The sequence below is a fragment of the Actinosynnema sp. NPDC002837 genome (genome assembly GCF_040295345.1).
In the GTDB taxonomy this organism is placed as follows: domain Bacteria; phylum Actinomycetota; class Actinomycetes; order Mycobacteriales; family Pseudonocardiaceae; genus Actinosynnema.
Map to the genome: position 1 here is coordinate 20,597 of NZ_JBEOVG010000105.1, position 9,296 is coordinate 29,892.

Annotated in this window: 9 protein-coding genes; all 9 read right to left on the bottom strand. The window is 71.0% G+C overall.

Translation table 11 applies throughout. The features are described 5' to 3' along the window. Positions 1-17: 17 nt before the first annotated feature. Complete coding sequence (locus ABTZ99_RS39240; protein WP_498776290.1) at positions 18-698, bottom strand: response regulator; 681 nt, start codon at positions 696-698, stop codon at positions 18-20. Beyond that, complete coding sequence (locus tag ABTZ99_RS39245) at positions 695-1,894, bottom strand: sensor histidine kinase (RefSeq protein WP_498776288.1); 1,200 nt, start codon at positions 1,892-1,894, stop codon at positions 695-697. The genes ABTZ99_RS39240 and ABTZ99_RS39245 overlap by 4 nt, the downstream gene beginning before the upstream one ends. Before the next feature lie 291 nt (positions 1,895-2,185). Next, the gene (locus ABTZ99_RS39250; protein WP_498776286.1) at positions 2,186-2,932 is read right to left on the bottom strand and encodes a phosphoglyceromutase; all 747 of its coding nucleotides are present in this window, start codon (positions 2,930-2,932) and stop codon (positions 2,186-2,188) included. Between the two features lie 111 nt (positions 2,933-3,043). Next, positions 3,044-3,307 (bottom strand): hypothetical protein, encoded by a 264-nt coding sequence (locus ABTZ99_RS39255; RefSeq protein WP_498776284.1) that lies wholly within the window; start codon positions 3,305-3,307, stop codon positions 3,044-3,046. Between the two features lie 202 nt (positions 3,308-3,509). Next, entirely contained in the window at positions 3,510-5,072 is a 1,563-nt protein-coding gene (locus ABTZ99_RS39260) for a 4-coumarate--CoA ligase family protein (RefSeq protein ID WP_498776282.1), read from the bottom strand. A 375-nt stretch (positions 5,073-5,447) separates the two neighbouring features. Next, positions 5,448-6,332 (bottom strand): DUF4349 domain-containing protein, encoded by an 885-nt coding sequence (locus ABTZ99_RS39265; protein ID WP_499618090.1) that lies wholly within the window; start codon positions 6,330-6,332, stop codon positions 5,448-5,450. A 68-nt stretch (positions 6,333-6,400) separates the two neighbouring features. Beyond that, on the bottom strand, positions 6,401-6,883 hold the full coding sequence (locus ABTZ99_RS39270; protein ID WP_123745140.1) for a type III secretion system chaperone family protein: 483 nt from the start codon (positions 6,881-6,883) through the stop codon (positions 6,401-6,403). Next, on the bottom strand, positions 6,880-8,133 hold the full coding sequence (mshA, locus tag ABTZ99_RS39275) for a D-inositol-3-phosphate glycosyltransferase (RefSeq protein WP_498776278.1): 1,254 nt from the start codon (positions 8,131-8,133) through the stop codon (positions 6,880-6,882). The genes ABTZ99_RS39270 and mshA overlap by 4 nt, the downstream gene beginning before the upstream one ends. Beyond that, positions 8,130-8,927, bottom strand: coding sequence for an alpha/beta fold hydrolase (locus ABTZ99_RS39280; protein ID WP_499618093.1), 798 nt, complete (start codon positions 8,925-8,927; stop codon positions 8,130-8,132). Before ABTZ99_RS39280 ends, mshA begins: the two co-directional genes overlap by 4 nt. Positions 8,928-9,296: the final 369 nt, after the last annotated feature.

Here is a 9,296-nt window from a genome sequence, read left to right on the forward strand (position 1 = left end):
GTACCCGGTCGGGGTGATCAGGATTCGAACTTGTATCCCAGTCCGCGAACGGTGACCAGGTGGCGCGGCGCCGACGGGTCGGGCTCGATCTTCGACCGCAGCCGCTTGACGTGCACGTCCAGGGTCTTGGTGTCGCCGACGTAGTCCGCGCCCCACACCCGGTCGATCAGCTGGCCGCGGGTCAGCACCCGGCCGACGTTGCGCAGCAGGTACTCCAGGAGGTCGAACTCCTTGAGCGGGAGGCTCACCTCGGCCCCGTCCACGGTCACCACGTGCCGCTCGACGTCCATCCGCACCGGGCCGGCCTCCAGGACCTGCGGCAGCAGCTCCTCGGACTCGCCGCCGCGCCGCAGCACGGCCCGGATCCGGGCGATCAGCTCGCGGGCCGAGTACGGCTTGGTGACGTAGTCGTCCGCGCCCAGTTCCAGGCCGACGACCTTGTCGATCTCGCTGTCCCGCGCCGTGACCATGATCACCGGCACGGCGGAGCGGGCGCGCAGCTGCTTGCACACGTCCGTGCCGCTCATGCCGGGGAGCATGAGGTCGAGCAGCACGATGTCGGCGCCGTTGCGGTCGAACTCCTCCAGCGCCTCCTGGCCGGTGGCCGCGAGCGCCGCGGTGAAGCCCTCCTTGCGCAGCAGGAAGGCGAGCGGATCGGCGAAGGACTCCTCGTCCTCCACGATGAGCACCCTGGTCACAGCTCTCCTCCGTGGTTGCTGCCCGCGCCGCTCGGCACGGGGCTCGCCAGCTCCTGCGTGGGCAGGTCCTGGGTGGGCTCCTCCTGGTCGGGATGAGCCGGGATGCGCAGCGTGAAGGTGGAGCCGGTGCCCGGCAGGCTCCACAGCCTCACCTCGCCGCCGTGGTTGTTGGCGACGTGCTTGACGATGGCGAGCCCGAGCCCGGTGCCGCCGGTGGCGCGCGACCGGGCCTTGTCGACGCGGTAGAAGCGCTCGAACACGCGGGTCTGCTGGTCCTCGGCGATGCCGATGCCGCGGTCGGTGACGGCGATCTCGACGAAACCGTCGACGAGCTTGCGGCTGACCGACACCGGGCTGCCCGGCGGCGAGTACGCGACCGCGTTGTCCAGGAGGTTGCTCAGGGCCGTGACCAGCAGCGTCCGGTCGCCCTCGACTTCCAGCCCGCTCGGGGAGTCGGTGGCGATCTCGATGCCCGCGGACTCGGCGGCCAGCCTGGAGCGGCCCATCGCCTCGTCGATGACCACGTCGACCTCGACCCGGCTGAGCTCCGGCAGCTTCTCCGCGCCCTGCAGGCGCGACAGCGCGATCAGCTCGGTGACCAGGGTGCCCAGCCGGGTGGCCTCCTGCATGATCTTGGCGCTGAACCGGCGGACCTCCTCCTGGTCGTCCGCGGCGTCCAGCACGGCCTCGGCCAGCAGCGCGAGCGCGCCGACCGGGGTCTTGAGCTCGTGGCTGACGTTGGCCACGAAGTCGCGCCTGGTGGCCTCCAGCCGCACCGACTCGGACTCGTCGGTGGCGTCGACCACCACGAAGCCCTCGGTGAGCACCTTCACGGTGGCGTGCACGGCCTGCGGCTGGCGGCCCTTGATGACCTCCAGCGACGACAGGTCCACCGAGATCACCCCACCGTTGCGGCGGGCCATCTCGGCGGCGCGTCTGGCCCGGTCGTCCACGCGGTTGTTGCGCACCACGCCCAGCTCCTCGGCGCGGGCGTTGTGCAGCACGACGTCACCGAAGCCGTTGAGCACGACGATGCCGTCGGGTGAGGAGTGGACGACCCTGGCCATGAGGTCGGCGACGGTGAGTCCGCGCGGACGCGTCTCACGGGCGCGTGCGGTGGTCCGTCCGGCGAGAAACGCGACGCCGCCGATCAGCAGAGCGCCGATCGACAGGACGAGGTAACCCGTTGCGGTCACAAGCGCATCGTAAGCAGGTCAGGCCGGGTGCGGCCTAGAGCTGACGCCTGGTTCGTGACTCCTGCGACACCGTCCGGGGCCGATGTTCTCCCGGCGGACGACCGCCGTTCACCCAATCGTGTCCAATTGAGTCAGGCGTGTTCGGACAGGTGCAGAACCGCGGAAGCGGGGTTCTCCTCCAAGTGACGAGCGGAGGACGTACCGGGGGCGCCGGCCGAGGGGTGGAACGCGAGACGGCGGCACGTGCGCCGGGTGTGCCCTGCGCGCGTGCCGCCGTCCGGTGGGGTTCGACTAGCGGCCCTGGTTGGCCACGGCCTTGATCGCGTCCGCCGCCGCGTCCGGGTCGAGGTACTCGCCGCCCGGCTTGAGCGGCTTCAGCTCGTCGTCCAGGTCGTAGCGCAGCGGGATGCCGGTGGGGATGTTCAGGCCCGCGATGGCATCGTCCGAGATGCCGTCGAGGTGCTTGACCAGGGCGCGCAGCGAGTTGCCGTGCGCGGCCACGAGCACCGTCCGGCCGGCGCGCAGGTCCGGCACGATCGAGGACTCCCAGTACGGGATCATCCGCTTGACCACGTCCAGCAGGCACTCGGTGAGCGGCAGGTCGGGGCCGAGGTCGGCGTAGCGGGGGTCGCTGTCCTGGCTGAACTCGGTGCCGGGCTCGATCGGCGGCGGCGGGGTGTCGTACGAGCGGCGCCAGAGCATGAACTGCTCCTCGCCGAACTCGTCCAGCGTCTGCTTCTTGTTCTTGCCCTGGAGCGCGCCGTAGTGGCGCTCGTTGAGCCGCCAGTCCCGGCGGACCGGGATCCAGTGCCGGTCGGCCGCGTCGAGGGCGAGGTTGGCGGTGCCGATGGCCCGCCGCAGCAGCGACGTGTGCACGACCTCCGGCAGCACGCCCGCTTCGCGCAGCAGCACGCCGCCGCGCTTCGCCTCGTTCACACCCTTCTCCGAGAGGGGGACGTCCACCCAACCGGTGAACAGGTTCTCCGCGTTCCAGACGCTCTCGCCGTGGCGGAGCAGCACCAGGGTTCCGACAGCCATGGGCGTCAGCCTGCCAGATGGACCGGGCCGGCTCACGTCGGCGGCAGGTGTGATCTTGATCGGTGCAGCGGGCGGGCCGGGCCGGGTCTCCCCGACCCGGCCCGAAGCCGATCAGCCGCCGAGGCCCTGGACGTCCACGAGCCCACCGGTCATGCCCCCGATGCCGCCGGCTCCACCGGTCACGGCACCGAGGCCGCCACCCAGCGGGCCCAGCACGCCGGAGAGGGCGCCCAGGAGGTCGCCACTGGGAACGGCGTCCATCGCGCCCTTCGCCGTCCGCTCCGCCGGTGCGTCGGAGGCGTTGGCGGCCGGGGCAGCCAGCAGGATGACGGCGGTGGCGCCGGCCGCGACGGCCAGCCTTCCGAGGATGCGCATGCGGTGTTCTCCGATGTGTGGTTCCGATTTGCACCCGACATGGTTGTGGAGCGTGACGAGCCCTGCTCGCCGAGTAGCGGGTGTCAACACCATCGAGTGATCACCACAGCATCGACGTGACGATGCTCGACTTCACTGGCGGCGCAGTCGACGCAGGTCAGCCATGGCCCACAAGGCTCACCTGCGCCAACCGGTCACCCGATCAACTGGCCTCACGAGCACGGAGGTCCTTGCGCAGGATCTTGCCCGAGGCCGACTTCGGGATCGCTTCGATGAACTCCACGACCCTCACCTTCTTGTGCGGGGCGACCTGGGACGCCACGAACTCCATCACGCCGGACTCGTCCAGCGCCGTGCCCGGCTGGCGGACGACGAAGGCCTTCGGCACCTCCTCGCCCTCCGCGTCACGCACGCCGACCACGGCCGCGTCGGCGATCTCCGGGTGCGTCAGCAGCACTGCCTCCAGCTCCGCCGGCGGCACCTGGTAGCCCTTGTACTTGATCAGCTCCTTGACCCGGTCGACGATGCTGACCAGGCCGTTCTCGTCGATGATCCCGACGTCGCCGGTGTGCAGCCAGCCGTCCTCGTCGAGCGTGGCGGCGGTGGCGTCGGGGTTGTTCAGGTAGCCCTTCATGACGTTCGGGCCGCGGCACCACAGCTCGCCGCGCTCGCCCACGCCCACGTCCTCGCCGGTGGCCGGGTCGACGAAGCGGCACTCCATGTTCGGCGCGATGACGCCGACCGTGCCGACGGGGATGTCGTCGCGGCCGTCCGGGATCGCGTGGCTGACCGGGCTCATCTCGGTCATCCCGTAGCCCTGCGAGACGCGGCAGCCCAGCCGCTTGGCCACGGCCGCCGCGAGGTCGACGTCCAGCGGCGCGGCGCCGGAGAAGATCGTGTCGATGCCGGAGAGGTCGTACTGGTCGACCAACGGGTGCTTGGCCAGCGCCACGGCGACCGGCGGCGCGATGTACACGCGGTCGGTCCGGTGGTCCTGGATCACGCGCAGGAACTCGGCCAGGTCGAACTTCGGCAGCGTCACCACCGTCGCGCCGACGTGCAGGCCGTTGTTCATCAACACCTGCATGCCGTAGATGTGGAAGAACGGCAGCACGGCGAGGATCTTCGTGTCCCCGCCGACCTGGAGCAGCGGCCCGCACTGGATGATGTTCGCGACCAGGTTGCGGTGCGTCAGCATCACGCCCTTGGCCCGGCCGGTCGTCCCCGACGAGTACGGCAGCACGGCCACGTCCCGCGCCGGGTCGATCGACACCTCCGGCACCGGCTCGGCGTTCGCCAGCAACGACGACAGGCTGGGGTAGCCCTCGGCGGCGTCCAGCACGACCACGTCGGAGATGCCCGCCTTCTCGGCGCCCGGCGCGGCGTTCGGCAGCAGCACGGACACCGTGAACAGCATCTTCGCGCCGGCATCCGTCAACTGGTGCGCGACCTCGTCCGCCGTGTAGAGGGCGTTGATGGTGGTCGCGGTGGCGCCCGCGCGCAGGATGCCGTGGAACACGACCGCGTAGTACGGGGTGTTCGGGCTGAGGATGCCCACGACGTCGCCCTTGCCGATCCCCCTGGCGGCCAGCGCGGCGGCCAGGCGGTCGACCGCCCCGGCCAGTTGGCCGTAGGTCAGCGACGCACCTGAGGTGCCGTCGACCAGGGCCACCCGGTCGACGCGCTCGCCGAGGTCGGCGAACAGCAACTCGTGCAGCGAGACGTCCGGGACCGCGACATCGGGGAACGGACTGCGGAAGACCATGCGGCTGCCTCATTCATCCTGGGGGCGGGATCCCGTCATCGTGAGTCAAGCCACATCGCTGGTCAAGGCGGTCGCCGGTCGCGCTACAGCGTTACTTAACTCGGCTAAGAACACACGAATGGACTAGCGCCGGCCCTTGTGGTGATCACCGGCCATCTGCCAAGTTGGCATGGCCTTCGCGGGTCGACTCCCACGCACTCCGATCGACCCGCGCGGCTACCGCGGTTCGCAATCCCCCCGTCGAACCGCGGCCCGCTTGGAAGCCCGGGCTCCCCCCGCCCGGATCCACCTCAGCGGGGACTGACGCGGGGCGGCTTGAGCTCGCGACTCCCCCTCTCTCCCAAGCCGCCCCGCGCTCCCGCGCCGGCCGGCCCGCTACGGCGTGCTCGACGACGCGACCGGCTCGACGGTCACGGCCCTCCGGCGACGCCGCCACCACAGGTAGCCGAACGCCGGCACCCCCAGCACCACCGCGAACGGCAGCACGCCGCCCAGCACCACCAGCAGCCAGCCGAACGCCGTCACCAGCGCCTTCCAGCCACCGGCGAACGCCTCCAGGAAGTCGTTCTCGTCCGTCACCACCACCGGCTCGCCCGTCGCCGAGATGACGACGGTCAACGTCGACATGGCGACCTGGCCCTTCAACGTCTCGTACCGGCGTTGCAACGACTCCAGCTCGGACTGCCGCTTGGTCAGCTCGGCCTCGATGTCGGTGATCTCGGACGTGGTCGTGGCCCGCTCCAGCAGCCCCCGCACCCGCTCCACGCTGGCCCGCTGGTTGGCGATCCTCGCCTCGACGTCCACGATCTGCTCGGTGACGTCCTCGGTCTGCAGCTCACGCCTGCTGACCTCGACGCCCTCCAACTTGGCGATCGACTCCATCACCTGGTCGAGCCGGTCGCCGGGCACCTTGAACGTCACCGACGCCCGGTTGGACTGCGACTTCTCCTGCGCCGAGTACCCGCCCTCCGCGGTCACCAGGTCCTTGACCCCGGACAGCACCGCGTTCGAGTCCGGCGCGCGCAACTCCACCGTCGCCGTGCGTATGAGCTGCCGGTTCTGCTGCGCCGACGTGCCCGCCTGCTGCGCCTCACCCGTGCCGGCCGACTCCTGCTTCGGCGTGCCGCCGCCCCGCTGGGCGTTGTCCTGCGCCGGCACCGGCGCGGCCACATCCGCCGCCGACCCCGAGTTGTTCGCCGCACAACCCGCCAGCGCCAGCACCGCGAACGCGGCGACCGCCAATCCCACCCGTCTGCCCATGTGCCCCTCCCTGGTTTCCGGTCACCGGTGGGACGGGGCCCGGGCTCACCCCCGTTGCTCCCGCGCGATCACGATTCGGACACCAGGTGCCGGAACGCCTCGAGGTTGGCCAGCGACTCGCCGCGCGAGACCCGCCAGTCCCACTCCCGCTGGATGGCGCCGGCGAACCCGATCTCCAGCAACGTGTTGAAGTCGCCGTCGGCGGCCTCCACCACCTGCCCGAGCACGCGGTCCAGCTCGTCGGGCGTCACGGCGTGCGGCGCGATCCGGCCGACCAGGTAGATGTCGCCGGTCGTGTCGATCGTGTAGTGCACGCCGTACAGCTTGGCGTTGCGCCGCAACAGGAACCGGTAGACGTCCTCGTGCGCCTCGTCCGGTTTGCGGCAGACGAACGCCTCCACCACCAGGGCGTGCCTGCCGACCACCAGCCAGCAGTTCGTCTGGAGCTTCTTCGTGCCGGGCAGCGTCACGAAGAACCGCCCCGGCTCCTTGCGGTCGTAGCGCAGCTCGCGGTCGTCCAGCGTCGACTTGATGACGTCGTCCAGGCTCAAGCGATGACCTCCTCGCGGAACACGTCCCGGGCTTCGGCGTACCCGGCGAGGAGTGAATCAGTCGTGCGGTCCCAGGAGAACCGGCGGGCGTGGCCGACGGCGTTGCTGGCCAGCTCCTCCCGGCACGCGGGGTTCAGCGCGATGCTCGACAGCACCCGCGCCCACGCGCCCGGGTCGTGACCGTCCACCAACGCCCCGGACACCCAGTCGCGCACCGCCACCGGCAACCCGCCCACCGCCGCCGCGACCACCGGCGTCCCGCACGCCTGCGCCTCCAGCGCCACCAGCCCGAACGACTCGTTGTAACTGGGCACCGCGACCACGTCGGCCGCGCGGTAGACCCTCGCCAACGCCTCACCGCCCTGCGGCGGCAGGAACCGCACCACGTCCGAGATCCGCAGCTCGGCCGCCAACCGCACCAGCTCGTCGGGCGTCTTCATCCCCGACCCCGACGGCCCACCGACCACCAGGACGACCAACCGCGACCGCAACCCGGGATCGCGCGCCACCATCTCCGCCGCCGCGCGCAACAGCACGTCCGGCGCCTTCAACGGCTGGATGCGCCCCACGAACGCCAGCACCACCGACTCCGGCCGCAACCCCAGCGCCGTCCGGGCACCGTCCCGATCACCGGGCGTGAACCGCTCCAGGTCCACGCCAGGCGGCACGACCAGCACCTTCGACGGGTCCGCGTCGTACAGCTTGACCAGCTCGGCCGCCTCGACGTCGGTGTTGGCCACCAGCCGGTCCGCCTCGGCGACCACCTGCTCCTCGCCGATCACCCGCATCCGCGGCTCAGGCGTGTCGTCGGCCGCCAGCGCCAGGTTCTTCACCTTCGCCAACGTGTGCGCCGTGTGCACCAACGGCACCGCCCACCGCTCCCGCGCCAACCACCCGACCTGCCCCGACAACCAGTAGTGCGAGTGCACGACGTCGTAGTGACCTGGTTCGTGCCGCGCCTCGGCCCGCAGCACACCCGCCGTGAAGGCGCAGAGCTGGCCGGGCAGCTCCTCCTTGCCCAGCCCTTCGAACGGCCCCGCGACCACGTGCCGCACCTTCACCCCGGGCGCCAGCTCCGCCACCGGCGGCAACTCCGAGGACGTGGCCCGGGTGAAGATCTCCACCGCGATACCCCGCTGCGCCATCCGCGTGGCGGTCTCCACGATGTAGACGTTCATCCCGCCCGCGTCGCCCGTGCCGGGCTGCTCCAACGGCGACGTGTGCACCGACAGCACCGCGACCCGCTTCACCGGGAGACCTCCGCCACGAACCGACCGAGGTCGGCCGCGAAGCGCTCCGGTCGTTCCAGGAACGGCGAGTGTCCGGTTCCGTCGTAGCGGCGCAAGTCGGCTCCGGGGATCAGGGCCGCCGCGTACTCACCGGCGGCCGGGTCGACCACCTCGTCGGCGGTGCCGTGCACGACCAGTGTCGGCTTGTCGACCGCCTTCAGCACGACGGCGCTGTCCACGTCCCGCCGGAACAGCTCCCGCCGGACCCGAGGCGGCACCCGCAACGCCGTGCCCAACATCCGCTGCACCACGTCACCGGCCAACCCGGGCGCCTGATCACGGCAGAACTGCGCCAACGCCGGCACCGCCACCGCCGGGTCGTCGGAGAACGCCGCCGGCAACGCCGCCTTCATCACCGGCCCGACAACCCCGCCGGGCCGATCCCACCCCAACTCGGTGACCGCCCCGACCAGCACCAACCCACTGATCCCGGCCGTGCCGTGGAAACGCAGGTAGTCGGCTATCACCACCCCGCCGTACGACCACCCGACCACCACCGCGGGCCGCCCGACGTGATCGAGGACGGCCTTCAGATCAGCCGCCCAAACCTCCGACTCCCGATAACCGCCCTCGGCGACGTCCGACGCCCCGTGACCGCGCAGATCCACCGCGTAACCGCGCCACGACGGCTGAGGCGACCACACCTCCCCGGACTGCGCCCATCCGTGCACCAGCACGACCGCAGGGGCATCGGCCGGGCCCGACTCGCGAACCGACAGCCGGACGCCCTCGGCGTCGAGGAGAGTGTTCCGCACGACCTACGACAACGCGCGAATCATCCCACCACTTCCCGCGCAAGCGATTTTGCGCCATCAACCACACCGGCCAGACCCCACCGCCCACAACGGACAGGAACCCAAACCGCCCACAACGAACCCGCCACACCCCCACCAAGGACCCTCAACCACCACACAACGGACCCACAGCGCACCCCACACCAAGGACCCTCAACCGCCGCACAACGGACCCGCAGCGCACCCACCGAGGCCCGATTTGACATGGGTTCGGGTGCTTTAGGCTGGTCGAAGCCGGCAGGCCTGGCGGGACGCTCTTCCCCGCCGGGCCTGCCGGCTTTGGCCTGCCTGGTGTGCCCGTAAGGGCCCCATGTCAAATCGAGCCGGACC

Excerpts from the sequence above, each read along its gene's own strand:
- ABTZ99_RS39260 (WP_498776282.1), bottom strand. The coding sequence starts at position 5,072 with ATGGTCTTCCGCAGTCCGTTCCCCGATGTCGCGGTCCCGGACGTCTCG.
- ABTZ99_RS39265 (WP_499618090.1), bottom strand. The coding sequence starts at position 6,332 with ATGGGCAGACGGGTGGGATTGGCGGTCGCCGCGTTCGCGGTGCTGGCG.
- ABTZ99_RS39255 (WP_498776284.1), bottom strand. The coding sequence starts at position 3,307 with ATGCGCATCCTCGGAAGGCTGGCCGTCGCGGCCGGCGCCACCGCCGTC.
- ABTZ99_RS39250 (WP_498776286.1), bottom strand. The coding sequence starts at position 2,932 with ATGGCTGTCGGAACCCTGGTGCTGCTCCGCCACGGCGAGAGCGTCTGG.